Here is a 26905-nt window from a genome sequence, read left to right as displayed (position 1 = left end):
CTGATAGGCCTGGTGAGCCCAGGCTGGGTCACGGTAGCGGGACCGCAGGGAGACGAAGTGAAAGCCGATGTCACCCAATCTTAACCTGTTCATTAAATTTTCTTCACGCCACTGGGGGTGATCGGCGCGCTGCGGGGTTAACGGCTGTTGATGTCCGTCAATCAAGGAAGTTGTCTGATGAATCACCCGCTGTACGGCCGTTCGTCCCGCTCCCTCTCACATCGCCCGCTGGCGCTTGCCGTCGCCAGCTCGCTGTTGCTGGCCACCGCACTCCCGGCCATGGCCAGCGAATCATTCGATGCCTGGCAGCAGCAGCGCCAACTGCAGGCCGCGTGGGCGCAGCCCACACCGCTGGCGAGTTCATCGACCGACGCGAACCTGTCGGCCGCAACACCCGTAGCAGCAGCCAGCGCGTCGATTCTCGGTAAGCCAGGTGATCCGGCCAGTTGGCGCACGAACGAATTCAACGCCGACTGGGGACTGGCCGCGACCAACGCAGACCACGCCTATGCGCGGGGCCTGACCGGTACCGGCATCCGCCTGGGTGTGTTCGACAGCGGCACCGGCCTGGACCATCCAGAGTTCGCCGGGAAGAACCATCGCAGCATCCACATTGCCGACTTGCTGGCCGACGGTTCGCACTGCACCAACACCACACAGCTCACAGGTCCCGGCGCCTGCTTCTCCAGCGATGGCGACGACGTGCAGGTTAGCTACGTTGGCTTCAACGCCAACGTCCCACAGAACATTCGCGACCTGATCATGGCCGGCCCCTATGTTCAGCCCGGCATCGGCTTTGAAGTACACGGCACCCATGTGGCCGGCACCATCGCCGCCAACCGCGACGGCAATGGTATGCATGGGGTCGCCTTCGGGGCGGATCTCAGCGTCGCCCGCCTCTTCTTCAACAGCGCCAGCGAATGGCAGCGTACGGCAACCGGCTATTCGGTGGTCTCACTGGGTAGCGTTGGCCCCGATTCGTCCGCCGTGGTCGACATGTACGCCCAGATGAACGCCCAGGGCGTGCGCGCGGTCAACCATAGCTGGGGTCTGAGTAATGAGCCCAATGCGGTACTGATGGATCAGATCTACAACGATCCGGATGATCGCGATTACCTCGCAACCTATGCCGACGGATCCCGCGCCAATGGCATGATCCAGGTCTGGGCAGCGGGAAATTCGCCTGCACGCGATGTTGCGGCTCCCGTATCGGCCAGCCCGATCGCCGGCATGTATGCCACCCTTCCGCGTGCCTTCGCTGACATCGAGAAGTACTGGCTCAGTGTCGTCAACGTCGGCCAGGATTTCACGCTCAGCCTGACCTCCAACAAGTGCGGCCTCAGCGCCAACTGGTGCCTGGCCGCTCCCGGCTCAGGCATCAACTCCACAGTCTATGGCGATGATTCCGCAGTGGCGGCGGCGCTGGGCGTGGATGCCAACGGTAATCTGTCGCTTGACGTCACCCAGCGTGTGCCCACCTACGGCTATGGGTTGCTCAGCGGCACCTCGATGGCCGCACCGCACGTCACCGGTGCGCTGGGCCTGTTGTTCGAACGCTTCCCCTATCTGGACAGCGCACAGGTCCGCGACGTGCTGCTGACCACCGCGCGCGATCTGGGCGCACCGGGCATCGACGAGATCTACGGCTGGGGCCTGATGGACCTGCGCAAGGCCATCGAAGGCTATGGCTCGCTGCGCGTGGATACCAACGTGGTGATGAACCAGAAGGCCGGCGGCCTGAAGGTGTGGGAGGGCGATGCCTGGGATGACTGGACCAACGACATTGGTGGCCCCGGCAAGCTGACCAAGTCCGGCATCGGCTGGCTGCGCCTGAGCGGCAACAACACCTTCAACGGCGCAGTGCTGCAGGACGGCACGCTGGAATTGGACGGTGCCAACACGCTCACGTCTGCGGTCGAGGTCCAGGGTGGCCAGTTCCTGCTCAACGGCAGCCTGGTCTCCACCGCGCTGAACACCACCGGGGGCGTGAGCACGGTCAGCGCAAGCGGCCTGCTGAAGGACAGCAACCTGACCGTCAACGGTGGCGTGGTGTCCTTCAACGGCACGCAGACCGGCGGCACCACCACGGTCGGTGCCAACGGCCTGCTGAAGGGTGTCGGTACGCTGGGCAACACCCGCGTGGACGGCATCATCGCGCCCGGCAACTCCATCGGCACGTTGACCATCAATGGCGACTATGTGCAGGGCGCAACCGGTGTCTACGCGGCCGAACTCGCTCCGGGCGGGCGCAGTGACCAGCTGCACGTGACCGGCACCGCCACCCTCGGCGGCACTCTGGTCGCACTGCCGGAGCCGGGCACCTACTACCTCGGCGAGCAGTTCAATTTCATCCGCGCCGATGGCGGCGTCAGCGGCCAGTTCGCCAAAACCGACTTCAGTGCGTTCTCGCCGTTCCTGCAGTTCAGCCTCGCCTACGGTGCCAATGGCACCCGTATCGACGTGGCCCGCGGCGCCTCGCTGGTCAGTGCCGCCACCACGCCGAATCAACGCGCGGTGGCCGGCGCCGCTGACGTGTTGGCGATCAACCAGGGCCTGCCCAAGCCGCTGACGCAGCTGTTCCCGCAACAGGTCGGTGGCGTGCTCGATGGCCTCAGCGGCGAGCTGCATCCGGCCACGGCGCTGGCCCTGGTCGAGGGCAGCCGCTATGTGCGCGATGCCGCACTGTCACGTCGTGCCGGTGCCACCGCACCCGGTGCCGATGCGGGCGATGCCACGGGCGCATGGGTGCAGGCCCTGGGCGGCAACAGCAAGCTGGATGGCAACGCCAACACCGCCCGCACCGAAGCCAACAGCAACGGCCTGCTGGTCGGCATCGACCGCGAGTTCTCCGGCTGGCAGGTCGGTGTGCTGGCCGGCACCGGCCGCACCGACGTGAAGCAGCAGGACCGCCGCGCCAAGTCGAAGATCGACAACACGCACTTCGGTGCCTACGCCAGCCACACCTGGGGCGGCTTCGGCCTGCGCGGCGGCGTGGCCTGGAGCAAGCACGAGGTGAAGAGCACACGCGATGTGGCCTTCGCGGGCTTCAGCGACAGCCTGAGCGCACGCTACGACGCCCGCACCCGCCAGGCCTTCATCGAAGCCGGCTACCGTTTCGGTGGCCCGGAAGCCGGGCTGGAGCCGTACCTGCAGGTCGCCCGCGTGGAGGTGGATCTGAAGCAGATCAACGAGCGCGGCGGTGCGGCGGCCCTGCACGGCGAGGTGGACGACACCGGCACCACGGTCGCCACCGCTGGCCTGCGCTTCGACAAGGGCCTGAAGGCATCGTTCCAGCAGGACAGCTGGTTGCACCTGCGTGGCGGTGTCGGCTACCGCCGTGCCTCGGGTGATCGCAACCAGGTGGCCAACCTGGCCTTCGCCAACAGCAGCACCACCTTCGTGGTCGAGGGTGCTCCGATTGCCGACAACGCCGTGGTGGCCGAACTGGGCCTGTCCGCGTGGCTGACACCGCGTCAGCAGCTGGACCTGGGCTACAGCGGCCAGTACGGCAGCGAGAGCCGCGACCACAGTGCGAACGTGCGCTGGTCGGTGCGCTTCTAACGCCACGCACATGATCGATTGACAGGTTGGGGCGGCCTCTTGGCCGCCCCATTTTTTATTCACTGCCCAAGGCTACGTGCGGCACCGCAACGCCGCCACAGCGATCAGGCTGGCCAGGGGCAACAGCAGGCCATAGGCCACCAGCGGCCACACCGTGTCCCCCGGCAACAACACGGTAGCCAGTGTCCCGAAGCCGGCCACGATCACGCTCTGTACGGCGTAGTAAAGCGCCACCGCCGTACCCGACGCGTCGGCGAAATCACGCAACGCGCCATGGGCGGCCACCGAAACGACCATCACCAGCCCCACCGCAATGCCCCACATCGGCAGCACGACACTGGCAAATGACAGTGGAAACACCGCAGCGAGCGCCATCAGCAGCACACCCACCATCATCACGCAGAGCCCGCGCAGGAAAGTGCCACGTACCGCCCAGCGTGCAATGAACCGCTTCGCCACGCGCGAAGTGAGGATCATCACCAGTGCCACGGTCGCGAACGCCAGGCTGAACGTGATCTGCGAATACTGCATGCGCTCGACCAGCACGCGCGGTGCAATCGAGAAGAACACGAAGAACGTACCCATCGCCGCACTGAATCCCAGCGTGTATGCCCAGAAGGCGCCACTGCGAAGCACCCTCTGTAGTGCCGGTCCCGCTTCTGCACCAGATGCTGGGCGGCTTTCGTGCCACTGGCGTTGCGCGCGCAGGCCGGCAACCGCGCCAAGCACGCCCAGAAGCACGAAGATCACGCGCCACCCCGCTGCCGTTGCCACCAGTGCCCCCAGCATCGGCCCCAGCGCCGGTACGAAGGCCAGCATTGAAGCGAACAGCCCGTACAGCGACGCGCCTTCCGCTGTATCCGCGTATACATCACGCACCGTGGCAAAGGTCGCCACCAATGCCGCCGACGCCCCCACCGCCTGCACGGTGCGCCAAGCCAGGAATGCGCCGCCACTGCTGGACAGCGCCAACGCAAACGACGCAACGGTGAACAGCAACGCCCCCAGCAGCAGCACCGGCCGCCGCCCGACGCGGTCGGACAACGGGCCGAACAGCAGTTGGCCGATGCCGAGCAACAGCATGTAGATGCTCAGCGTCAATTGCACCAGCGTAGGCGATGCACCCAACGCATTGGGCATCAAGGGCACTACGGGGAGATAGATATCCATGGCCAGCGAGGCCAGGAGGTCGAACGGCGCCATCAGCGCAATGGCCGATGGCAGGGTATGGGCCCAACGCGGGGCCTGTCGATTGAACACGGGGAGTCTCCGCCCAGAGTGAATCCGGCGGTGATCCATCCATCTCGCGTGCATCGCAGGGATGGGCACCGCAACAACGTCTGCTTCGTTGTTGCGGCTCAGCGAACTGTCTGCGGACCGTTCCCGTTGTTCATGGTGTCCATCGTTGGCCGTGCGGAACCGGTCAGAGTGTAGCAGCGACCGGTTCAGGGTGACCGGGGCAGCGATGCCGCCCCGGCCGCGGCGACCCCGGGAAGTGGGCCGCCGACGATCATCAAGCCGCCTTCATCGCATGCTTGCGCGCGCGCATCACGTTGTGGCATTCCTGCACTTCCGGCAGCAGCTGGGTCACTTCCTGACGCACTGCCGGCGGCAGCTCGTTGTCCTTCAGCACGTCCTTGAACGCTCCAAGCAGGCGGTCTTCGGATTCCTCCAACTCGGCCACATAGCCGTAGTTGGTATCGCCGAAGGCGGCGCGGACCTTGCCGTAGAACTGCTGCATCGAGCCGACCACGGTGCCGTGCTCGGCAGGCTTGCCACCGCTGGCTGCAACCGAGCCACTCAATGCGGCCACGATGCGGCCCTTGACGCCGGCAATGCGAGTGAACAGGGCCGAAAGCTCGGCGTCCTTCACCTTGGTCGCGGCTTCTTCATAGAACGACTTGCCGTCACGGGCGATCTCGATCAGGTCGTTGAGGCGATGTTCGATGGTGGACTGGGTGCTCATGGCGTTGCTCCTGTATCGTCGTTTCGGGGGAGAAAAGCAGCCTCGACTGCGCTGCCTGCAGATCCACTCTGGACATGCTCGTGTAGTTCGCAGGTGAGCAACGATTGATACGCACATCACTTCACCCAACCCGCACTGACTGCTTCACGCCACAGTGGCGCGTGGATCACATCGAGCGATCCTGGGCAACTCACCAAGGTATGAAGAGGATGATCACCACGATCACCAGGACTGCGGCGAGCACTCCCATCAGCACGTTTCTCTGGCGCCAACTCGGCTTCGGTTTTCCTGGGGTATTCATACCTGCTACCTGTCTCTGCGGATGACCCCGGCAGACTGATCGATCCAGGACGGTGCCTGCGTGCAGAACACGTGCAGGCGACGTGCAGGGCACCGCCCATGTCGATTTTCGGCACACTCGCTCGTCAGATCGTCAAACCTTCCTTGACCGCGCGGACTGTTCCCATGTCTCCCATCCTCACCGCCTTCGCCACCTCCCCCGACCGTGGCCAAGGCCTGGCCCGTGACATGCGCGTACGCTGGGCGCTGGAGGAACTGGCTGTGCCCTATAACGTGCAGCTGCTCAGCTTCACCGAGATGAAGCAGCCCGCGCACCTGGCGCGCAATCCCTTCGGGCAGATTCCCACCTGGCAGGACGGCGACCGGCTCCTGTTCGAATCCGGCGCGATCGTGCTGCACCTGGCCGAGCAACACCCCGGCCTGCTGCCAGCCGACCCGGATGCGCGCATGCGCGCGATCATGTGGCTGCTTGCTGCGCTGAACACGGTGGAGCCGCCCATCGTCGAACGCTCCATGGCCTGGGTGCTGGAGCGCGAGCAGCCCTGGTATGCGCAGCGTCTGCCGATGCTTGAAGAGCGCGTGCGTACGCGGTTGTCACAACTGTCCGCCTGGTTGGGCTCGGCGTCGTGGCTGGATGGCGAATTCAGCGCCGGCGACCTGATGATGGTCTCGGTGCTGCTGCGCCTGAAAAGCAGCGGCCTCCTCGACGAGCACCCGCAGGTGGTCGCCTATGTGGTACGCGCAACGCAACGACCGGCGTACCAGCGCGCGTTCGCCGCGCAGCTGGCGGTATTCCAGAACGCCTGAGGCTACGCCCCGTGGGCAGGCATCAGCGCAGACTGCGCCGACACGCAGCCTGCACCAGCATCAGCTGCGCCACCAGGATCAGCATCGCGCAGCCTGACAGCAGCCATGGATCGATGTACCACTGCGCGTTGAAGCTGAAATCTCCGGCGGAAATACGCTTCCAGCCGTTGAAGTGCTGCATCGCCGCGACCACGAACGCGAAGCCGCCCGTGGTGTACGACAACCACGGCACGATGAGCCCGCCCGGTCGCGCGAACAGCGTCAGCACACCCAGCACGCCGATGACCGTGCGCTGCACGCGGCAGTATGGGCAGACATAGGCCATTCCGCTCCATTCCACCGCCCAGGCCAGCAGGCTGACCAGCACGGCCGCGCCTGCAGCTGTGTACAGGACTTTCGGCGTGATCGTCATGCCACCCTCGTGTGCCATCCCGTGCTCCTCGGTTGAAAGACCCGGGCAGGGTAGCAGTGCCGCAGCCTCATCCCTTCTTGATGACGGTCCGCTTGCCGATGGTGCTGGTCTTGCCAGCGGTCGGCCTGGCCAAGCCAGGGATCAGGAAATCGGTGGCCTTGTGGCCCATCGACACCTTGGACGCCAACCAGCGCGGCATGCGCCCGCGACCGGTCCAGGTCAGGCGCTTGTATTCCGGGTCGCGATACTTGGGCGCGACTTTGCCGGGTTTACGGCGGGCGGATTTGCGGGCAGGCGCAGGTGTTTCCGAGGCTTCCCCACCGAAGAGTTCTTCGAGGGTGTAGCCGGCTTCGGCCGCGGCGGCTTTCAGCATCCGTCGCACCGCACTGGCCGGACGGCGGCTGGAAATCAGCTGTTTCCGCTGTTCAGCGGCAACCACCAAGGCGCCCAGCTCCCGAAGGCTGAGCGATTCAATATCAATCGTCATGGGAGAAAGGTCTCCTGCGAACCGCCAGCTGTCAAGGCGCCTTGCGCCTCGCGTAGACACAGGCTTCACCGCCGGTGGGCTCCGATCACCCTCGACGGCCATCTCCGAGGACACCGACGTGAGCCACGCATCCCACTCGCTCGCTTACCTGCTTGCACGCATCCTGCTGATGGCGCTGTTCCTGGTCTCCGGCCTGGGCAAGCTCGGTGATCTCAACGGCACCCAGGGCTACATGGAAGCCATGGGCGTGCCCGGCCTCCTGCTCTGGCCCACCATCGCCTTCGAGATCGGCAGCGGACTATGCATCCTGCTCGGCTTCCAGACCCGGCTGGTGTCGGTGGTGCTGGTGGGTTTCAGCCTGGTCACCGCCTTCATCTTCCACCACAACTTCGCCGACCAGACCCAGCAGATCATGTTCCTGAAGAACCTTGGGCTGGCCGGTGGCTTCCTGCTGCTGGCCTGCACAGGCGCCGGGCGCTACAGCATTGACGGCCGGGGGCGGCGCGCCTGACCCAGCGCCACGCAGGCATCAGCCAGCGTCCGCATTGCGGACGCGCTGCAAGCGCAGGTTGCGCCACGTCGGCTGGGGGCCACGGAAGTCCACGGCTTCGCCATCGCTGGTGAACAACAGGCCAGGCTCCACTTCAGCAACCAGGCGGATGCCATCGATGTACAGCCAGCCCTGTCGTTGCTCCAGCACAACGGACATTGACGGCTTGCCCCATTGGTCGATGCGATAGCGACCCAACCAGGGGGGCCAATGGAGGGTATTCGGCCCGGCAGGCATCTCCATGGTGTCGTTCTGGTCCAGGCCATCTTCCCCGTTCGTACATTCCAGATGCGCAGGCAGCATGTCCGTTGCCGCATGGTAACGGTACGTCGCAACCTCTCCATCGGCGCCTTCGGTAAACAGTTGATCGCCGTCGATGGCCGCAAGCCGGGTACCCGCTTCACTGGCCTCTCGACGCAGCAGCAATTCACCATTTTCGGCAGCCACAATCTTCGCTTTGGCGCTGCGACCAATCCAGTTTCCCGCCATCCGCTGCAGCTGGCTCTGGTTCAATCGGATCGGCGCCAGCGACGATACCGGCACGCGGGGCTGCCGTGGTCCGAAACGCGCCGACAACAGTTGATCGAGCAGACGCTCGCCGAAGCCGTACCCTGCGGACGTCGCACGGTTGAACATTGCAGCGAAACCCACCTGCGCCTGCGGGCAGTACGTGAAAACGCAACCGAATCCGAAGCCGCCACCGCGGTGGTGCAGCAGCCGTACCGGTGTGCTGCCGTAGCGGCGCTCGCTGCGCATCACACCTAGCCCGTAGTCGCCACCCAGGCCGAAGCCATGCATCTCGTCCCAGAGATGAGGTGCGAGCAGTTGCTGCGTGCCTGCCTTACCGCCAGCAAGCATGAAGCCAAGATACTTCGCCATGTCGGCAGCACTGGTCCAGACGCCACCGGACACCACCAGTGGCGTCACCGGCGGTACCTGCACGAAGCCTTCCTGGGTTCCCAATGCGCGACCCTTGCTTGCCAGATAGACCGACGCATCCGCCGTACTGTCGTGCATTCCCAGCGGCTCGAAGATCCGACGCCGCAGCCACTGCGGGTAATCGACACCCGCAGCCTGTTCAAGGACATGGCCTGCAAGGTCGAAGCCCAGGTTGGAATAGCGGTAGCGCGTACCTACCGGAAAGCGCAGCCATGTCTGGGAGATGCTGCGGACGTGCGCATCAAAGCCCGGTGACGCCGGTTCGTAGTTGTTGCCCTGCGGCGCCTCGTGCGTGAATCCAGCACGGTTGGCGAGCAGCAGGCGCAGCGTGATGTGCTCCTGCGGTGAATGCTCAAAGCGGCTGCGCACCGTGAACGACGGCAGATAATGGGTAATGGGCGCGTCCAGATCAAGGATGCCGTCCTGCACGGCCAACAGCACCGCCACCGCCGCGAAATTCTTCGAGGTGGACTGGATGCTGAACATCGTACTGGCGTCTACTGCTGCACTACCGTCGCCCGATGCGCACCCGAAGCCCTCGGCCCAGCCCACCTGCCCGTCTTCGACCAGGCAGACGGCAGCGGCACCGATGTCGCTGCCTTTCATGGCGGAGCGGATTGCATCCCGTTCCGTCTCGATCAAGCTCTCAGTAAGGACTGCATATGTCTTCCCGGCAGCAATGCCCGCCGGCATGAGCGCGGCCGCTGGAACGGCAGCGGCACTGGCCAGGAAGGTGCGACGACTGAGCGTACCAGGCATCAGATCACTCCACTTCGGGATGCCGTCATCTTCCCGCCAGCAGAAATGGTCGGGCATGTGTCATTCGACACAGGGGGGCGGCGATGGACGGTGTTGCGCTGCCTGCGGCTGAGCGGGCCTCAGCCGGGAGGTTCCAGCAAGCGGATTCCCTGCGCCGAAACAAAGGCGCGGGACTCCTTCCAATAGGCTTGTGGCGGTTCCCGCAGCTCTGTTCGTGACCCGTAGTCGTTGATGTGCAACGGGTCGCCCGGCACCGGGCCCGAAGCGTGTGCCGGACCAGAACGTAAACAAGAAATGAATACAGACCACAGAGGACTGGGGGAGGCCGCACCACTTTTCCGTTCTATGCGGGCGATGCAGATGTGCACACGGGATCGAATTCATCACCGGCGACCTGCGTGCACTCCGTTTCAGTTGCGCGAGCAACTCCAACGTTGTTGCGTCGCGTACCAGACTCAGTGTTCATCGCAAGGAAACTGCACCACCCTCATGGAATACAGAAGTTCATCGCAGAAATTCGCTGCAGCACTCATCGTTGCCGTACTCGCCACGGGAGCAGTAGCAGCCTTTCTCCTCCTTCGCCCCACGCCACAGGCCTCGCAAGCAGCACCGAAGGTTGGACAGGCGGGAGGACCGCGCGAGAATCCCGCCGCGCCGACACCTTCGGCGGCGTCACCCGCGTTACGGCCTGCCAACAGCACGAGCATGCTGTTTCCCGGTGTTCCGCAGAATCGCGATGCCATGGAGCCCAAGGACGATGATCCCTTTGATGGGCGTAGCCGCGAGGAGCAACGCTGGCTGGACGAACACGGCTATCCGAACACCGCGCAGTGGGCTTCCTACTCCAGCGCGCCCGACGCGTTGCTGGAACAGGCCGCCAATAACGGCGACAAGCTTGCCCGCACGATCCTGGACTCGAGAAGGCTCCCCGATCGAGCGGCCCTGGACCAGATGATGTCGTCCGCCGTGGACGGCAACTACTTTGCGTTGCAGTTGCTTGCGACTCATTTCGCATCCACCGGTCGAGCGGGAAACATCAACGCATACGCGGTTTCGCGTGTCCTGGAGATGCGCGCAGACCCTTCCGCTGCGCTTGGCAGGGAAATCATGTTCTCTGCGCCACTCACCATCGAGGAGCGGATGCAGGGGGAGGCCGAAGCGCTTCGCCTGAACGCTACCTTCAACCAGCTCTACCAGGGAAGAACGGGCAACCCGTTCGTTCCCGATTACCGCCCGTTCCCCGTTGACAACTCGCAAGGATGGCAATGAAACCTGTAAGTAAATTCGCCCTGGCCACCGCAGCTTTCACCATTACCGGTGTTGCTCTGGCCTGCACCGTTCTTCCAATGCTCCCGTTCTCGATATCGGTCGACCTGAAGGATATTGCGGCGGCCAAGCAAGCCGGTGCCTCGTCCGCAGAGGCACCCAACCGGGCATTCCTGAAGAAACTGGATGAGACCGCTGAAAGGACCTTCGGTGCCGATGCATGGCGCAACACGTCCTTCGTCGGCAACGTCATGTACAAGACGAAAATCATGATGATGACCGGCTCAAGCATGATCACCGTCAGCAAGCCGTGCGGGAAGTCGGCAGAAGAGTCAGGCGGCACTGAAGACAGCTTCGCCTCGACACCGCCGTCTGGCGGTGGCGGTGGCGGTGGCGGAGGTGGCACTGGCGGTGGTGGCGGGATCGGCGGCTGGTTCCCTGGTGGTGGCGGGTGCTTCGGCAACTGTCAGCCGCCCCCGCCCGGTCGCGTTGGTCCCATCGAGAATCTGCCGCGATCCTGAGGGCCCTTCAATGAAGGGGCATCGCCGCAAGGTGCTGCCCCTGGCGCCCCCTGATGCACCAGCCAGACGCCATCGGGGCTTCGTCACTGGACTTCGTTGGACAGCGATGTGGTGGGCCCATCAGGATTCGAACCTGAAACCAAGGGATTATGAGTCCCCTGCTCTAACCGTTGAGCTATAGGCCCGGCGCAGCCTCACAGTGTAGTGAGGCCGGCAAAGGGTTTCCACTGCGCGCCACTACTGCCCCAGGCGCTGCATCAACCGATCCAACGGCGCACGGTTGTGGTACTCACCGCGCAGGCGGCGCTCGTGCTCGCCACACTGTCCGTTGTCAGCCACCACCAGGTCGGCGCCGCGCAGCAGTACGCGTGTCGTGCAGTCACCCTGGCGCAGATGCAGTACGTCTTCGTCCTCCTCCGGTGCAGCGCGGCCCAGGACCCGCGGTGCCGCCCCCTCGCCGCCCTCCTGCGTGCTCAGCTCGAATGCGTCCCCCTTGGCCGCGATGTCGATGGCATTTCCGTCACTGCGTTCCCAATGGGCGACCCAGCTGGTCAAGCTGGTCTCGTAGTAGTTGCTCGTTTTCATCACGCGCGACTCCGGCGCCCAGCCCACCACTTCCTTGCTCGGCGAACGTGCTTTCACGCAGTAGTAGTTGTTCCAGCTGTCGCCGATCACCAGGCCGGTCCCCGGTTCCATCTCCTCGCCACTGCGGCACCCCTCCCGTTCCTCGTCCAGGCAGCCTTCTGCCTCGCCCAGCAGCAGCACCTGCCCGGCGTCGACCACGCGACCCACGGCATAGTCGAACTGGCTGCTGAAGAAACTCTCGGCATTGCATGCCGGTGGTTGTGGAGTATCCGCCCAGGCAACCAGCGGTGACAGCGAGAGCAGCAAGATCGGCAGTTTCATCGGCATTCCATTGACCAGCGCGAAAACAGGACACGCATCCTCTCCCGTCGCGCGCAACGCGGACGAGACCGCAGGCAAAAAAAACAGACCCCGCTTACGCGGGGTCTGTCGGATGCTTCATATGCAGCGGATACCCGTCAATCGATATCCAGGAAGCTGCGCAGCTGCTCCGAGCGGCTCGGGTGACGCAGCTTGCGCAGGGCCTTCGCTTCGATCTGGCGGATGCGCTCGCGGGTCACGTCGAACTGCTTGCCGACCTCTTCCAGGGTGTGGTCGGTGTTCATGTCGATGCCGAAGCGCATGCGCAGCACCTTGGCTTCCCTCGGGGTGAGGCCGGCCAGCACGTCGCGCACGGTTTCAGACAAGTTGATGTTGGTGGTGTTCTCGATCGGGGACTCCACGTTGGTGTCCTCGATGAAGTCGCCCAGATGGGAATCCTCGTCGTCGCCGATCGGGGTTTCCATCGAGATCGGCTCCTTGGCGATCTTCATCACCTTGCGGATCTTGTCTTCCGGCATGTCCATTTCCTTGGCCAGCTCCTCCGGCGTAGCCTCGCGGCCGTACTGCTGGAGCATCTGGCGGGAAATGCGGTTCAACTTGTTGATCGTCTCGATCATGTGCACCGGAATACGGATGGTGCGTGCCTGGTCGGCAATCGAGCGGGTGATCGCCTGGCGGATCCACCAGGTGGCGTAGGTCGAGAACTTGTAACCGCGGCGGTACTCGAACTTGTCCACGGCCTTCATCAGGCCGATGTTGCCTTCCTGGATCAGGTCGAGGAACTGCAGGCCGCGGTTGGTGTACTTCTTGGCGATCGAGATCACCAGGCGCAGGTTGGCCTCGACCATTTCCTTCTTGGCCTTGCGCGCCTTGGCTTCACCGTAGGCCATGGCACGGCTGATTTCCTTCAGCTCTTCCAGGTCCAGCTGGGTCAGCTTCTCGATGTCGATCGTCGCCTGCTGTTCGGCGATGATCTGGTCCTTCACTTCGCGCAGGGCCGAAGACCACTTCTGCTTGCGCTTCAGTGCGTCCTCCACCCACTCCAGGTTGGTCTGGTTGCCTTCCCAGGAACGGATGAAGTCCTTGCGCGGCATGCGGGCGGTGACGGTGGCCAGGTTCAGCACGCGGCGCTCATGGGCCTTGATCGACGCCATGGTGTCGCGCAGCTGCTTGGTCAGCACATCGGTCAGCGGCAGCGGCAGCTTCAGGGTGACGAACACCGCCGACATCTCTTCGCGCAGGCGCGGCAGGTTCTTCTTGTCGCCCTTGGTCGCCGCCTTCTTGAAGGCATTGAAGGCATCGCTCAGCGCCTGCATGCGCGCAGCGACTTCCTCCGGGTCCGGACCGGTCGGTGCGGCTTCTTCCTCGCCACCCTCGACATCATCGTCCTCGTCCTCGTCGGCTTCGGCGTCGGCATCATCGCCATCATCGGAAACGGCAGCGGCGGGCGCAGGCACTTCGTCGGCCAGGTCGTTGAAGCCGACGATCACTTCGGCCAGGCGCTTCTTGCCTTCCTTGTGGGCTTCGTAGTCGGTCAGCAGCGACTCGACCGAGACCGGGAACTGGCCCAGGGCAGCCTGGACCTGCGAAAGGCCTTCCTCGATGCGCTTGGCGATGGCGATTTCGCCTTCGCGGGTCAGCAGCTCGACGGTGCCCATTTCGCGCATGTACATGCGCACCGGGTCGGTGGTACGGCCACCTTCGGTGTCGAGCGCGCTCAGCGCGGCGGCGGCTTCTTCGGCCGCGGTGTCATCGACTTCACGGTTGCCGGTGTTGCCGTCGTTGAGAAGCAGGGTTTCCACATCCGGCGCAACTTCATGGACATCAATGCCCATGCCGTTGATCATGCCGATGATGTCTTCGATCTGTTCCGGGTCGACCATGTCGTCCGGCAGATGGTCATTGACTTCGGCGTAGGTCAGGTAGCCCTGTTCCAGGCCCTTGCTGATCAGTTGCTTGATTTCGGATTGGGCAGGACGTTCGTTGGCCATGTAGTGCTCGCGCCACCGGCTAGGGAGAAATAGGGAACGTAGCATTATACCAGCCCGGGGCCCGGCCTGCCGGGCGGTGGTCCCGGCGGCCTAGGGCCTGAGAAGGAAGGTCACGGGACCGTCATTGACCAGGCTGACGACCATATGGGCACCAAATCGACCCGTTTCCACCCCTGGCGCGTGATTTTCACGACAGATCTCGACAAAACGATTGAACCCGCGTTCAGCCTCGTCCGGCGGCGCGGCGCTGGTGAAGCTGGGCCGCATGCCCGATCGGGTGTCGGCCGCCAGGGTGAACTGGCTGACCAGCAGCAGCCCACCGCCGGTGTCGCGCAGCGACCGGTTCATTTTTCCGGCCTGGTCGGCGAACACCCGGTAGCCCAGCAGGCGCTCGGCCATGCGGCGCAGCTGGGCCTCGGTATCGCCCGGCTCCATGCCCACCAGCGCCAGCAGGCCCGGGCCGATCTGCCCCACCGCCTCGTCATCGACATGGACGGCGGCCTGGCTGACACGCTGGATCAAGACGAGCATCGTGGGCTTCCAATGAACGGGGCCGGCCACGATAGCAGCGCCCTTGGCTAAACTGGCGCCGATGAATCCGCAACGCAAAGCCCGGCTGGTCTATCGCGCCACCACCCTGTTCGCTCGCCTGCCCTGGCCACTGCTGCGGGGGTTCGCGCGCGCCCTGGCGTGGGCGTGGATCAATCTCAACGCCCGTGAGAGCCGCGTCACCCGGCGCAACCTGGAACTGGCCTACCCGGAGCTGGACGGCGCTGCACGCGATCGCCTGCACCGCGATCTGCTGCGCTCCACCGCGTTGCAGGCCATCGAGACCCTGCGCCTGTGGAGCCAGAGGCCGGCCGACAACCTGCGCCTGCATCTGAAGCAGCGCCACGGCGAGGCCCTGTACGACGCAGCCCTGGCCAGCGGCAAGGGCGTGATCGTGGCCGCGCCGCATTTCGGCAACTGGGAGCTGCTGAACCAGTGGCTGGCCTCGCGCGGGCAGATCGCCATCGTCTACAAACCACCGGAGGACGAGGCCAGCGATGCCTTCCTGCAGCTGGTGCGGGGCGGCCAGAACGTGCAGCAGGTGCGCGCCGAAGGTCCGGCCGTGCGCCAGCTGTTCAAGGTGCTCAAGGACGGCGGTGCCACCGGCATCCTGCCCGACCAGCAGCCCAAGGCCGGCGACGGCGTGTTCGTGCCGTTCTTCGGCGTGCAGGCGCTGACCATGACCCTGGTCAACCGCCTGGCCGAGCGCACCGGCGCCACCGTGCTGTATGGCTGGTGCGAGCGCATCGGGCCGGACATGGAATTCGCCCTGCACATCGAGCCGACCGACCCGGCCGTGGCCGACCCGGACCCGCAGGTAGCCGCCACCGCCCTCAATGCCGGCATCGAGCGCATCGCCCGCCGTGATCCGGCGCAGTACCAGTGGACCTACAAGCGCTATACGCTGCGGCCACCGGGCAGCGGCGAGGAAGACCCGTACGCGACTGAGGAACACCCGCACTGACGCCCGCCGGGTCCCTGCGACCGGCGGCCGCAGCACGTTGAATACGACGCCGGCGCCCCCATAGAGACTGCGATGTCCGCCTCCCCCGGTCCTGCCATGCCTGCTGCTTCTTCCCTGTTCGGCGATCCGGCCGCGATCCGCTGCGAACGCGCGGTTGCCGAACTGCGCGCCGGTCGCCCGGTCCTGCTCCACGATGGCCAGGGCCAGCGCCTGGCGGTAATCGCGCTGGACAGCGCCACCGCCAGCAGCTTCGCCGCCTTCGCCAGCGCCGCCTGCGAACGCCACTACCTGTTCCTGACCGCCACCCGCGCCCGCGTACTCGGCGTGGAGGCACCTGAGGGCGCGCGCCTGCCGCTGGCCGGCGTAGCCTTCGATGCCCTGCCCTCGCTGGGCTACCTGCGCGAACCCGGCCCGATGCCGGACGGCTGGAGCGCCGGTGACGCCTTCGATGCCGGCGCCGTGGAACTGGCCCGCCTCGGCCTGTTGCTGCCGGCGATGGTGGCGGTGCGCCTGGACGCCGATGACCGCACCTTCGACGGTGCTGCCGAAGTGGCCCTGTGCGACCTCGCCGAAGGCGCGGCCCATGCAGCCCACGATTACGAACTGGTGGCACGTTCGCCGGTACCGCTGCGCGATGTCGGCATGACCACCTTCGCGGTGTTCCGCGGTGGCGTGGCCCAGCGCGACCAGGTGGCGATCATCGTCGGTGAGCCGGACCTGTCGGCCGTGGTGCCGGTGCGCGTGCACTCCTCGTGCCTGACCGGTGACCTGTTCGGCTCGCTCAAGTGCGACTGCGGCGACCAACTGCGGCGTGGCCTGCGCAAGCTGAAGGAGCTGGGTGGCGGCGTGCTGCTGTACTTGGACCAGGAAGGCCGCGGCACCGGCATTGCCGCAAAGATGCGCGCCTATGGCTACCAGCATGACGGCCTGGACACCATCGACGCCGACGCACAGCTGGGCTTCGGCGCCGACGAGCGCCGCTACGGCAGCGCGGTGGCGATGCTGCATGGCCTGGGCATTTCGCGCGTGGCCCTGCTCAGCAACAACCCGACCAAGGCACAGCGGCTGCGCAACGCCGGCATCGAAGTGCTGGACTGCATTCCGGTCACCGGCGAGATCACCGCCGAGAACGAACACTACCTGCGCACCAAGGCTGATCGCGCAGGCCACATGCTGGATGTGGACGCGCTGATCCAGGCTGCCCAGTAACGCAGCCGACCTGCTACCGTCTGCGCGGTGCGGCCACGGCCGCCACCGCCTGCCCTGCCGCCTGACGGAGCCCGCGTGACCGACGTTCCCCTGACCTCTCCGCCCACCGATGCCTGGCAGCCGCTGCCGCAACGCGCCGCCCGTCTCGCTGCACTGGAAGGCGCTTTCGGTGGTCTGTTCTTGCCGGGGCTGCCACTGGCCGCGGCCGCATGGTTCTTCGATCTGCCCGGCGGCCTGTGGACTGCCGCCCTTGGGCTGCTGATCGGCATCGTTTTCGGTGCGTGGCTGGGCCGCCGACGCCTGACCCGCACCCGCTGGCGGCTGGACGCACAGGGCCTGGGCCTGCGCCGCGACCTGATGTGGCAACTGGAGACGCGCATTCCCATTTCGCGCGTACAGCACCTGGACCTGCGTCGGGGCCCGTTGGAGCGACGCGCTGGCCTGGCCACACTGATCGTGCACACCGCCGGTACCCGCATGAGCGCAGTGACCGTGAGCGGCCTGGACGAGGCCGACGCCGAGCGCCTCCGCGACACCCTGTCCCATCAGCTCGACCAGGACGCCGACGCCCTGTGAGCCTGCCGCCGCCCCTGCCTGCATCGCTGCCCGCCGGTGGCGAGGATCACCGCCTGCACCCCTGGTCATGGCTGTTCGTGCTGCTGATGCAGCTGCGCCACTACTTCCTGCCACTGGTTGCGCTGCTGGTGTTCGGCCAGCGCGGCGACCGCGACCCGATGTGGGCGCAGCTGATCCCGCTGTCGGCGATCGCAGCACTGGTGCTGGTATCGGTGCTGCAGTACCTCAGCTACCGCTACCGCATCGGCAGCGATGCGATCACCGTGCGCAGTGGCCTGCTGGCACGCAACCGCCGCGAGATCCCGTTCGCCCGCATCCACAACGTGGAAGTGCGGCAGAACCCGCTGCACCGCCTGTTCGGCGTCGCCGAGCTGCGCCTGGAATCGGCCGGCGGCGTGCGTCCGGAAGCCGAGATGCGCGTGCTGAAGCTGGACCAGGCGCTGGCGCTGGAGCGGCTGGTGCGCCAGCGTGGGCAGGCGCCTCAGGCCGCTGACGCCGTTGATGCGCCGCCCATTGCCAACGCCGACAGCGAACATGTGCTGCTGCGCCTGTCCGGTTGGGATGTGGTGCGCATGGGCCTGCTTTCCAACCGCGGTTGGGCGCTGGCGGTGGCCGCATTCGGCGTGCTGTTCCAGACCGTGCCACGGCCGGTGATGGACGATGCCATCCAGCGTGGTGGCCGCGAGGCCTTCGGCTACGCCAGCCATCTGCACCCCGGCATGGCCGGCGCGTTCCTGCTGCTGGCTGCCGCACTGCTGCTGGGCTGGCTGGCACTGCGCATGCTGTCGGTGGTGCTGACCCTGCTGCGCTACCACGGCTTCACCCTCAGCGAGCAGGATCGCCGCCTGACCGTTTCGGCCGGTCTGCTCAGCCGCACCCGCAGCAGCGTGGCGCGCCGCCGCATCCAGGCCTGGACGTTGCGCGAAGGTACTTTGCAGCGCTGGTTCGGGCTGCGCCAGCTCCGCATCGACAGTGCCGCTGGCGGGCCCTCGCGCGATGAGGACCGTGCCCTGCGCGAACTGGCACCCCTGGCGTCAAGTACGCGTTGCGAGCAGCTGGTGCGGCACCTGCTGCCACAGTTGCAATGGCCACCGGCGCATTGGCAGTCCATTCCGCAGCGCGGCTGGTGGCGGCTGTGCCTGGGCGCACTGGTGCTGGTACCGCTGTTGGCGGCAGCCGCGTACTGGCGCTGGGAAACGTGGGGGTTGGTGGTATTGGCCTGGTTGCCGGTAGCGTTGCTGGTCGCGCACCGGCAGATGGCACGCATGGGCTGGTACCTGGACGACCACTACGTGGCGGTGCGCGGCGGCTGGTGGAAGCGTTGGTGGCGCTGGGCCGAGCTGGACAAGGTGCAGGGCCTGCGCCTGCAGCGCTCACCGCTGGACAAGCTGCTCGGCACCAGCAGCCTGCAGCTGGATACCGCCGGCGCGCATGGCGATGTGGCACTGACCCTGCACCATCTGCCGCAGGCACAGGCCCAGCAGGTGATGGAGCGGCTGGCCGCAGCGCTGGCACGGCGCAAGCTGCGCTGGTAGCGCGGCCGATCATTGAACCGCCATCCACGCATGGCGTGGATCTACCGTAGAGCCGAGCCCATGCTCGGCTTGCCGCAGCCGAGCATGGGCTCGGCTCTACAGGACCTACGTCAGCGCTGCGACGGCCCCCAGTAGCCTAGGTCCTTGCGGATCTGCAGATCGCGCACCCAGCTGCCGAACGGCTTGCGCCGCAGCGCGCCCATTTCACCGGACAGGAAATCCTCGGTCGCGGCGATCACCCGTTCGCTGGAACGGCCATCACGGTAGGGGTGGATGGCATCGGCATAGCGCACGATCTCCGCCTGCAGCGCGGCGTCCGGATGCAACGCGCGCTGCAGCATCGCCGGCAGCTGCGCCGGGTCGTCGAAGTCGATCATGTGCGCCTTCGGCACGCGGTTGCGGAAGGTCACCACCGGCTTGTGCTGGACGATGAACTCCGAGACGATCGATGAGGTATCCGAGACCAGCACGTCGGCGGCACGCTGCGCGGCCATGACCTGTTCCGGCTCGATGAAACGGGCATTGGCACCGGCCAGCGCGCGGTAGCGCTCGAACAGTTCGGGCGGGCACTTGGGGTGCAGGGTCAGCAGCCAGTAGTGGCCACCTGCGGCGATATCGGCGGCGATCTGCGCATGCAGGTGCGGAGCGGCGCTGAGCCGCTCGGTGAAGGTCGAGCCAAACAGGATCACCGGACGCCCACCTGCCGCCGCTCGCAGCGCGGCGCTCTCGCCGCCATCGTCGCGGAACAGCGGGTCCAGCTTCGGCCAGCCGGTCTCGGCCACCGCGAAATGGCCCTGCAGGGCAGCGATCTCGCGGAATGGTGCGGTCGTGGCCGGCCCCTGCGTGCAGTACAGGTCGAACATGCCACGCACCCGGAAGTGGCCGCGCGCACTGTCCCGCTTCTCCACGTTGAAGCCATGGAACAGCTGCACCTTGGCCCCGGACAGGAAGGTCGGCACCCAGTTGGCGGCGCTGAACACGGCCCGCGGGCGCATCGCCAGGGCCTGCTTCAGGCCGACGTTGGGCACCCCCGGCAGGCTGCTGCCGGCTGCGCCATCCTCGAACCAGGCAGCGACGTCCTGCCCGGAGGCGTGCAAGGCCTGCGCCAACGGGGCGAGAATAGGCAGCGCATAGCGCTCCGTCGCAAACAACAGGTACCCGGCCATCATGTCCTCCACGACCGCTCCCATCGAACGGCCTCGCATCTCGGCGTGCATTATCGCGTTCAACGAGGCTGGGCGCATCGGCGACTGCCTGGCCTCGCTGGCCTTCTGCGATGAGATCGTGGTGGTGGACTCGTATTCCACCGATGCCACGGTGGCCATCGCCGAGGCCGCCGGCGCCCGGGTGCTCCAGCGCGCGTTCGAGGGTTTCCGCAGCCAGAAGGCATTCTGCGTCGAGCAGGCCAGCCACGATTGGGTGCTGTGCCTGGATGCCGACGAGCGCATCAGCCCGGAGCTGCGCACGGCCATCGAACAGGCCCGTGACGGCGGCTTCAGCGGCCACGCCGGCTACCGCTTCGCCCGTCTGTCGGAGTATTTCGGCAGGTTCCTGCGCCACGGCAATGCCTACCCGGACCGGGTAATGCGCCTGTTCGACCGCCGCCAGGGCGGCTGGCGCGGCAAGCGCGAGATCCACGAGGCGGCCAGTGTCGACGGCAGTGTGGGCACCCTCCGCGGCGACCTGATCCATTACCCGTACCGGTCATTGCAGCAGCAGCTGGCCAAGACCGAGAAGTACGCGCGGATGATGGCCGAGCACGAGTTCGCGCGCGGCAAGCGGGCCACGCTGGGCAAGCTGGTGCTGGCCCCGGCCTGGCGGTTCTGGCGCGGCTTCCTGTTCCGCGGCGGCTTCCGCGATGGCTGGCACGGCCTGGTCTACGCCTATGTGCGCGCCAACTACGTGCGGCAGAAGACCATCATGCTGTGGATGCTGGGCAACGGCCAGGCAGTGGCCGACCCGGTCGCACCTGCGGAACGGTCCTGAGCCGGCTGTGTCACACTGACCACGCGTTGCCCGAAGATCCCCCATGAAAATCCTGTACACCAACTTCCACTACGGCGACGGTGGCGGCCACACCACGTACATCGTGTCCCTGGCGCGGGCCCTGCATGGCCAGCACACGCTCCATGTCGCTGCCCCCGCCGACAGCCGCCTGCTGCGCACCGTTGCCGAAGAGGGCATCGCGACCGCCCTGCCGATGGCCTTCGGCAGTGGCCTGCCGACCTTGCCGCAGCAGCTGGCCGAACAGCGCGCGTTGCGCCGCCTGGTGCGGGACGAGGGCATCGACCTGGTCCACGTCAACGGCGCACGCGATCACCGCTTCGTGATGCAGAGCCTGCTCGGCATGCGCCGGCCGCCGATCATCCTCACCAAGCACAACAGCAAGCCGACCAACACCCTGGGCAATGCCTTCCGTGCGCGCTGGGCCACCGATCGCGTGATCGCGGTATCGGCCCATACCGGGCGGCTGCTGGAGCAGGGCTCATACCGCCGCTGTCCGATCGACGTGGTCCGCAACGGCGTCGACCTGGCCCGTTTTGCACCGATGGCCGCCGACGCGGGGCAGGCAATGCGGCAGCAATGGACCCAGGATCCGGATGACCTGGTGCTGGTCAGCAATGCCGGCACTGACGACTACAAGGGCTGGATCGACCTGGCGCAGGCCATCGCCCTGCTGCCCGATGCCATCCGCCCACACGTGCACATGGCGGTGGCCGGCCACCTGCCCAACGCACAGCAGCGCGGACAGGTGCAGGCGCTCGGCGAGGTCGCAGCGCAGGTGCACTTCACCGGCCTGCTGGCCGATACGCGCCCGCTGATCGCCGCCGGCGACGTCGGCTTCGTGCTGTCCAACGACATCGAAACGATCTCCTTCGCCTGCCGCGAAATGATGGCCAGCGCCAGGCCGATGCTGGTCAGCGACTATGCCGGTCTTCCGGAGAACATCCAGCAGGGCGTCGACGGCTGGGTCGTACCCACCCGTGACGTGGCCGCCATCGCGGCGCAGTTGCAGGCGATGTACGAACAGCGCCAGGCCCTGGCGGCAATGGGCATGGCCGCCCGCCGTCATGCAGAAGCCGCGTTCGGCCTGCAGACCTTCGCCGATGCGACCCTGGCCAGCTACGAAGCGGCGCTGGGCTCGCGCTGATCGGGGCGGCGAGGCTCGGACAGCGCCAGCAGCAGCGCGACCCAGGCGGCATAGAACGACGCGGTGCGCATGTCACGCAGCATCATTTCGGTAACGCCGAAGACGGCGAAGGCCACGCAGATGCTCAACCCTGCAGCGGCATGCAACCGCGATCGCTCGTCGCCACGCCACAGGCGTGGCAGGAACACCAGCGCGGGCGCCAGGTACACCAGCACCAGCCCCAGCCCGCCCAGCACACCGTAGGTGGCCAGGAAGTACAGCAGGTCGTTGTGGGTCTCGCCGAAATCACGCGCGACCATCGTCGAGACCTTGCCCTGTTCGGCAAGCCGTTCCAGTTCCTGGCGGAAGCGGTTGCCGCCGCCGACACCGAACACTGGTTGCTCACGGATCATGTGGCCCGCCGCGCTCCACAACTGCAGGCGGATGCAGACCGACGTATCGGCCAGGTGGTCCGCACTGCAATCACCATACTCGTTCACGCCGGCATCGATGCGGTCGCGCAGCGCGCCATCATGGGTGGCGACAATGCCTACGCCCGCCGCAAGTACCAGGCCCAGCAGGATCTTCATGCGGCCAAGCCGACGCCCCATCACCAGCAGGCCGATCAGCAGGAAACAGGGAATCGCCAGCAGGCCACCGCGGGTCTGCGTCCACAGGAAGGCAACCAGGCCCAGGATGCCGGTCAGCAGCTTCAGCGTCGCCTCGATGCGGGTAAAGCGGGTCACCGGCAGACCCAGTGACACCAGGCTCAACACACCAAACAACAGGGTCAGGTCACCGTAGGTCACCGCGTTGAACTGCTGGGTGGCAGGGCGCGCGCCGGTTTCCAGCGCCAGCCAGCCAATGATCACCGCTGCCGACCACACTGCGGGCAGGGTTCCCAACAGGGCGCGCCCAAGGATCCTGCGTGGCACCCGCAGCGCCGCGAACAGGATCAACAGCATCGACAGCAGGCGCGCCGCTTTTTCGACCTCCGACCCTTTCCAGATGCCATGCACACCAAGGCTGACCAGAACACCCACCAGCATCACGCCCATGCCGATGCCCATCCATGCATAGCGACGAACGGCGCCCGGCAGCAGGGCCGGCGATGCCGAGGGCATCAGCAGCAGGATCAGCGACAACAGGATCACCAGATAGAAGCCCGCGCTGCCGCCTTCCATGGTGAGCATCAACAGCGTCGGCAATGCCCCCAGCGCCACCGTATAGGCGCCGGCCAGGAAGCCCGACGTGCGGGAAGTAGACGGAGAAAGCGGGATCACGTGGTGCGGTCAGCGGGTCGGTAGCGGGAGACCGGCACGGTGCCGGGAGCGGTGCTCATTCTAGGGCAGAGCGAGCCTTCGATTGTCGCAGCGCCGTCATGTTCGTCGCTCATTCGTTCAGTCCTCATCCGGTGGCCCCTGCAGCAGGTACTCGCGTTCCAGTTCCGCCACCGTGGGCGCGCAGGTGCCCCTTACGACCGCCGCAGGAACCAGCCACCAGCGCCGCCGGTTGGAAATGCCTGCCATCTCCGCCCGTGAACGATCAATGCAGCCCTGCATGGCATCGTCGTTCACCAGCAGCCAACGTCGTCCGGGGTCCAGCCGCTGCCAGCGCACGGCCGCCTGCAGCTGCTCATGCCAGCGGTTCTCGAATCCAAACGTGGCCGCCGGCCTGTCGGCCATCAGCAGGTTCTGCTCCTTCCAGGCCACCAGCCCCAGCTCCGCATCCGGCGCGAGGCGTGCGCCGACGTCGCGCATCAATCCACGCGCGGAGCTTGAATCATTCAGCAGCGGGTAGCCGACCAGGCCGTACAACACCCAGGCTGCGGTCAGGGTCGAGACCAACGCCAGGTGGCTGCGACGGCGTCCTGCCACCATCAGGCCCAGCCCACCCCAGAGTCCCATCGCCAGGATCGCCCAGGCCAGCGCGTCGGTCGCGCCAGGTGGCAACCCACGACCACGGGTGAGATTCACTTCGAAGTGCGGATCACCCAGCAGCGCAAGCGCCCCGACCAGGGTCAGGGCCGACGCCAGCACCGCGGTGAAACCCCACAGCAGGCCCTGCACGTCGCGCCGCTTCATCAATCCAGGCAAGAGGGGCGCCAGTGCCAGGCAGAACATCGGCAACGCTGGCAGGATGTAGACGTCGCGCTTGCCATCGGGAATGGAGAAGAACAGCACGAGCAGCAAACACCAGGCCAGCGGCAGCAGGTAGCGTGGGTCACGTCGGCGCAGGCGCCTGCGCCAAGCTGGAATGGCCCACGGCAACGCCAGGAACGCCGGGATCCACATCGACGGCATTACGCCGAAGAAGTACCACCACGGCTGGTGATGATCCCAGGAATGCGTATAGCGGCGCGCCGTCTGCCGGAACAGGATGTCGCTGATGTAGGCACGGTACTCGTCCGAGCCGGTGCCCAGTCCGGCCAGCAGCATCGGTGCCAGCCACAACGATACCGCCAGCAGGAATGCCAGTGGCGCCAGCCAGAAACGGCCATCGCGCGCATGCAGGGACACACGCGGCCAGTGCAGGGCCGAGGCGATGGCCGCCGGCACGATCATCAACAGGGCAAGCATGCCCACACCCTTGGTGATCACCCCGATTCCGGCAAAGAACCAGCCCAGCCACCACCAGCGCCAGGCCGGCCCCAGCAGCAGGTGGCGCAGCAGGCCATAGTTGGCCAGGGTGATGAACAGCACCAGCAGCGGGTCGATCTGCGCCTTCTTCGCCTGGAAGGTGAACTGCAACGCGAACAGCAGCGCCCATCCCGCGTACAGCCCTACCTGCCGCGTCCACAACCGACGGCCGAGATCGACCACGCACCACAGCGTACCCAGCGCCGCCAGCAGCGACGGCAGCAGGAAGGCCACCCGCCAGTGGCCGATCACGCCGTACAGCGTGGCCTGCCACCACATCAGCATCGGCGGCTTGTCCGAATACAGCTCGGTGCCGCGATGCGGGAACAACCAGTAACCGCTGTCGACCATCTGCTTGGCCACCAGCGCGAAACGCGGCTCGTCCGAAGGCCATGGATCACGGAGGCCCAGACCGGCCCCCAGCACCAGCAGGGCCATCACCACGAACAACCACGTCTGGCGCGACGCGTGGGTTTTCAGCATGGGACTCGAAACGGCAGCAGGGGTCAGGCTGCTTTTATCAGACGCGCATAGAAGAAACCGTCAGCATCGTTGTCACCCGGCAGTCGCTGGCGTGCCACACCTTCGCAATCCACGCCGAATGCGTCGCCCAACGGCTGCGCCACGGCGTCCGGATGCCACTTCAGGAACGCGCGCACCTGATCGATGTTCTCGGCACGCAGGATCGAGCAGGTCGCATACAGCAGCACGCCGCCTGGGCGCAGCATCGACCAGCAGGCTTCCAGCAGGCGCGCCTGCACACCGACCAGCGCATCGATGTCTTCGGCACGGCGGTGGAACATCACATCCGGCTGACGACGGATCACACCGGTGGCTGAACAAGGTGCATCCAGCAGGATCGCGTCGAACGGCACGCCATCCCACCATGACCCGGGGTCACTGGCATCAGCAACCAGCGTCTGTGCATGCTCCCCCACCCCGGTACGCGTGTAGCTGTCGCGTGCACGGGCCAGCCGTCGCGCGTCGATATCCAGCGCCAGCAAGCGCAGGCTGGGGTCACGCTCAAGCAGGTGCGCCGACTTGCCGCCAGGCGCCGCACAGGCATCCAGCACGCGTGCACCGGCCGCCGGTGCCAGCGCATCGGCCGCGCATTGCGCCGAGAGGTCCTGCACCGACAGCGCACCGTCGGCAAAGCCGGGCAGCTGGTTCACGGCAACGGGAGCCGCCAAGCGCAACGCATCGGCGCAGAGCGCACTGGCTTCGGCAGCAATGCCCGCCTCGGCCAGCGCGGCCAGTGCCTTGTCGCGGCCACCGTGCTGGCGGTTCGCACGCAGCCACAACGGTGCCGGCTGAAGGCTGGCGTTGAAGATCGCCTCGGCCTGCGCCGGCCAATCGCGCTCAATCGCATCGGCCAGCCATTCCGGGAAGGCATCGCGTGCGGGCTGCTCGGGGAAACCTTCGCGCTGCGCACGGCGCAGGATCGCGTTGACTAGGCCTGCCTGGCGCTCACGACCCAGCGCGCGCGCCGCATCGACCGTGGCCGACAACGCCGCATGCGCCGGCAGCTCCAGCACGTCCAGCTGCGCGAAGCCGACCATCAGCAGCGTGCGCAGATCGGCGTCACGCGCCGACAACGGCTTCTGCATCCACGACTGCAGCGCGGCGTCGTAGGTGCTGCGACGGCGCAGGACGGCAAAACACAGGGCTTCCAGCAGCGCGCGGTCGCGGCTGTCGGCCAGCTTCGGCAGCGCCCAGGCCAGTTCAGCCTTCAACGAACGGCCACGGGTGAACACCTGTGCCAGTACACGTGCGGCCAGCATGCGTGTGGCCGCGCCCGGTGCCGCCTTGGCGACGGAGAAATCGTTCTGCTTCGACAC

General features: G+C 66.2%; 23 protein-coding genes and 1 tRNA gene. 11 read left to right on the top strand and 13 right to left on the bottom strand.

The window, feature by feature from the left end; genetic code table 11:
• Positions 1 to 177 precede the first annotated feature (177 nt).
• On the top strand, positions 178 to 3561 hold the full coding sequence (locus R1H25_RS00715) for an autotransporter domain-containing protein (RefSeq protein WP_317222337.1): 3384 nt from the start codon (positions 178 to 180) through the stop codon (positions 3559 to 3561).
• Between the two features lie 72 nt (positions 3562 to 3633).
• Here R1H25_RS00715 and cml read toward each other — a convergent pair whose 3' ends face one another.
• Positions 3634 to 4860: a CmlA/FloR family chloramphenicol efflux MFS transporter gene (cml, locus tag R1H25_RS00710; protein WP_373695542.1), complete on the bottom strand. Its 1227-nt coding sequence runs from the start codon at positions 4858 to 4860 to the stop codon at positions 3634 to 3636.
• Positions 4861 to 5074: 214 nt separating this feature from the next.
• Positions 5075 to 5527: a PA2169 family four-helix-bundle protein gene (locus R1H25_RS00705; RefSeq protein ID WP_005419568.1), complete on the bottom strand. Its 453-nt coding sequence runs from the start codon at positions 5525 to 5527 to the stop codon at positions 5075 to 5077.
• Between the two features lie 465 nt (positions 5528 to 5992).
• On the opposite strand from R1H25_RS00705, the gene R1H25_RS00700 reads away from it, so the two are divergent.
• Positions 5993 to 6634, top strand: a complete 642-nt coding sequence (locus R1H25_RS00700; RefSeq protein ID WP_317222335.1) for a glutathione S-transferase family protein — start codon at positions 5993 to 5995, stop codon at positions 6632 to 6634.
• Between the two features lie 22 nt (positions 6635 to 6656).
• Here R1H25_RS00700 and R1H25_RS00695 read toward each other — a convergent pair whose 3' ends face one another.
• Complete coding sequence (locus tag R1H25_RS00695) at positions 6657 to 7064, bottom strand: hypothetical protein (protein ID WP_317222334.1); 408 nt, start codon at positions 7062 to 7064, stop codon at positions 6657 to 6659.
• Positions 7065 to 7113: 49 nt separating this feature from the next.
• Positions 7114 to 7533, bottom strand: a complete 420-nt coding sequence (locus R1H25_RS00690; RefSeq protein ID WP_317222333.1) for an H-NS histone family protein — start codon at positions 7531 to 7533, stop codon at positions 7114 to 7116.
• 118 nt (positions 7534 to 7651) lie between these two features.
• Between R1H25_RS00690 and R1H25_RS00685 the strand changes: the two genes are divergently transcribed.
• Positions 7652 to 8044, top strand: coding sequence for a DoxX family protein (locus R1H25_RS00685; protein ID WP_049449072.1), 393 nt, complete (start codon positions 7652 to 7654; stop codon positions 8042 to 8044).
• An 18-nt stretch (positions 8045 to 8062) separates the two neighbouring features.
• Here R1H25_RS00685 and R1H25_RS00680 read toward each other — a convergent pair whose 3' ends face one another.
• Positions 8063 to 9838 carry a serine hydrolase domain-containing protein gene (locus tag R1H25_RS00680; protein WP_317222332.1) on the bottom strand — a complete coding sequence of 592 codons (1776 nt, stop codon included), beginning with the start codon at positions 9836 to 9838 and terminating at the stop codon, positions 8063 to 8065.
• A 648-nt stretch (positions 9839 to 10486) separates the two neighbouring features.
• On the opposite strand from R1H25_RS00680, the gene R1H25_RS00675 reads away from it, so the two are divergent.
• Both R1H25_RS00675 and R1H25_RS00670 read left to right on the top strand, forming a co-directional pair.
• Positions 10487 to 11050, top strand: coding sequence for a hypothetical protein (locus R1H25_RS00675; protein ID WP_049451464.1), 564 nt, complete (start codon positions 10487 to 10489; stop codon positions 11048 to 11050).
• The gene (locus R1H25_RS00670) at positions 11047 to 11568 is read left to right on the top strand and encodes a hypothetical protein (RefSeq protein WP_317222331.1); all 522 of its coding nucleotides are present in this window, start codon (positions 11047 to 11049) and stop codon (positions 11566 to 11568) included. The genes R1H25_RS00675 and R1H25_RS00670 overlap by 4 nt, the downstream gene beginning before the upstream one ends.
• A gap of 109 nt (positions 11569 to 11677) precedes the next feature.
• Here the strand turns inward: R1H25_RS00670 and R1H25_RS00665 are convergent.
• From R1H25_RS00665 to dtd, 4 genes are all read right to left on the bottom strand, one after another.
• A tRNA-Ile gene (locus tag R1H25_RS00665) sits at positions 11678 to 11753 on the bottom strand.
• Between the two features lie 52 nt (positions 11754 to 11805).
• On the bottom strand, positions 11806 to 12474 hold the full coding sequence (locus R1H25_RS00660; protein WP_317222330.1) for a hypothetical protein: 669 nt from the start codon (positions 12472 to 12474) through the stop codon (positions 11806 to 11808).
• 137 nt (positions 12475 to 12611) lie between these two features.
• On the bottom strand, positions 12612 to 14465 hold the full coding sequence (gene rpoD, locus R1H25_RS00655; protein ID WP_317222329.1) for an RNA polymerase sigma factor RpoD: 1854 nt from the start codon (positions 14463 to 14465) through the stop codon (positions 12612 to 12614).
• Positions 14466 to 14555: 90 nt separating this feature from the next.
• A complete protein-coding gene (gene dtd / locus R1H25_RS00650) occupies positions 14556 to 14996 on the bottom strand; it encodes a D-aminoacyl-tRNA deacylase (RefSeq protein ID WP_057501621.1) in 441 nt (146 codons plus the stop codon).
• Between the two features lie 61 nt (positions 14997 to 15057).
• Here dtd and R1H25_RS00645 point away from each other — a divergent pair, with 61 nt between their 5' ends.
• From R1H25_RS00645 to R1H25_RS00630, 4 genes are all read left to right on the top strand, one after another.
• Positions 15058 to 15978, top strand: a complete 921-nt coding sequence (locus R1H25_RS00645; RefSeq protein ID WP_049449060.1) for a lauroyl acyltransferase — start codon at positions 15058 to 15060, stop codon at positions 15976 to 15978.
• A gap of 72 nt (positions 15979 to 16050) precedes the next feature.
• Entirely contained in the window at positions 16051 to 17187 is a 1137-nt protein-coding gene (gene ribA, locus R1H25_RS00640; RefSeq protein ID WP_049449058.1) for a GTP cyclohydrolase II RibA, read from the top strand.
• A 75-nt stretch (positions 17188 to 17262) separates the two neighbouring features.
• Complete coding sequence (locus tag R1H25_RS00635) at positions 17263 to 17763, top strand: PH domain-containing protein (RefSeq protein WP_317222328.1); 501 nt, start codon at positions 17263 to 17265, stop codon at positions 17761 to 17763.
• Entirely contained in the window at positions 17760 to 19298 is a 1539-nt protein-coding gene (locus tag R1H25_RS00630; protein ID WP_317222327.1) for a PH domain-containing protein, read from the top strand. Before R1H25_RS00635 ends, R1H25_RS00630 begins: the two co-directional genes overlap by 4 nt.
• Positions 19299 to 19408: 110 nt before the next feature.
• Here the strand turns inward: R1H25_RS00630 and R1H25_RS00625 are convergent, their stop codons facing one another.
• Complete coding sequence (locus R1H25_RS00625) at positions 19409 to 20467, bottom strand: CDP-glycerol glycerophosphotransferase family protein (protein ID WP_154349724.1); 1059 nt, start codon at positions 20465 to 20467, stop codon at positions 19409 to 19411.
• On the opposite strand from R1H25_RS00625, the gene R1H25_RS00620 reads away from it, so the two are divergent.
• Together R1H25_RS00620 and R1H25_RS00615 are read left to right on the top strand one after the other, a co-directional pair.
• On the top strand, positions 20466 to 21284 hold the full coding sequence (locus R1H25_RS00620) for a glycosyltransferase family 2 protein (protein ID WP_317222326.1): 819 nt from the start codon (positions 20466 to 20468) through the stop codon (positions 21282 to 21284). The genes R1H25_RS00625 and R1H25_RS00620 overlap by 2 nt on opposite strands.
• A gap of 43 nt (positions 21285 to 21327) precedes the next feature.
• Positions 21328 to 22449: a glycosyltransferase family 4 protein gene (locus R1H25_RS00615; RefSeq protein ID WP_317222325.1), complete on the top strand. Its 1122-nt coding sequence runs from the start codon at positions 21328 to 21330 to the stop codon at positions 22447 to 22449.
• On the opposite strand, the gene R1H25_RS00610 is transcribed toward R1H25_RS00615, so the two are convergent.
• The 3 genes from R1H25_RS00610 to rsmB all read right to left on the bottom strand — a co-directional run bounded on the left by R1H25_RS00610 (position 22422) and on the right by rsmB (position 26905).
• Positions 22422 to 23711, bottom strand: a complete 1290-nt coding sequence (locus R1H25_RS00610) for an O-antigen ligase family protein (protein ID WP_049449051.1) — start codon at positions 23709 to 23711, stop codon at positions 22422 to 22424. The two genes, R1H25_RS00615 and R1H25_RS00610, sit on opposite strands and share 28 nt — an antisense overlap.
• A gap of 117 nt (positions 23712 to 23828) precedes the next feature.
• Positions 23829 to 25550 (bottom strand): glycosyltransferase family 39 protein, encoded by a 1722-nt coding sequence (locus R1H25_RS00605; RefSeq protein WP_317222324.1) that lies wholly within the window; start codon positions 25548 to 25550, stop codon positions 23829 to 23831.
• Between the two features lie 23 nt (positions 25551 to 25573).
• Positions 25574 to 26905, bottom strand: coding sequence for a 16S rRNA (cytosine(967)-C(5))-methyltransferase RsmB (rsmB, locus tag R1H25_RS00600; RefSeq protein ID WP_317222323.1), 1332 nt, complete (start codon positions 26903 to 26905; stop codon positions 25574 to 25576).

Source organism: Stenotrophomonas veracruzanensis, assembly GCF_032911525.1.
Lineage (GTDB): Bacteria > Pseudomonadota > Gammaproteobacteria > Xanthomonadales > Xanthomonadaceae > Stenotrophomonas > Stenotrophomonas africana.
The sequence above is the reverse complement of the archived record's forward strand: the minus strand, read 5'-3'. Positions and strand labels throughout refer to the sequence as shown.